Below are 416 nucleotides of genomic sequence, written 5' to 3'. Positions count from 1 at the left end.
GTGTAAATATAAAGAAAGCGAGTTTATATTACCATTTTGACTCGAAAAAAAGTATTTACGAACAAAGTGTTAAATGCTGTTTTGATTACCTTAATAATATTATTATGATGAATCAAAATAAATCGAACTATTCAATTGATGCTTTATATCAATTCTTATTTGAGTTTATTTTCGACATCGAAGAAAGGTATATTAGAATGTACGTTCAATTATCTAATACGCCTGAGGAATTTTCTGGAAATATTTACGGACAAATACAAGATTTAAATCAATCATTAAGTAAAGAGATAGCAAAATTCTATGATGAATCAAAGATAAAGATGACAAAAGAAGACTTTCAGAATTTAATATTGCTGTTTCTTGAAAGTTGGTATTTGAAAGCATCCTTTTCGCAAAAATTTGGAGCAGTGGAAGAA

Annotated in this window: 1 protein-coding gene; it reads left to right on the top strand. The window is 27.2% G+C overall.

The window, feature by feature from the left end; translation table 11 throughout:
• Positions 1-416: ica operon transcriptional regulator IcaR (gene icaR / locus GVJ63_RS22040; protein ID WP_200843144.1), on the top strand; the 416-nt coding region annotated here is incomplete at both ends.

Origin of the sequence: Pantoea sp. 18059 (genome assembly GCF_902706165.1) — a bacterium.
Taxonomy (GTDB): Bacteria; Pseudomonadota; Gammaproteobacteria; order Enterobacterales; family Enterobacteriaceae; genus Pantoea; species Pantoea agglomerans.
This window is presented reverse-complemented; position numbering and strand designations above follow the sequence as displayed.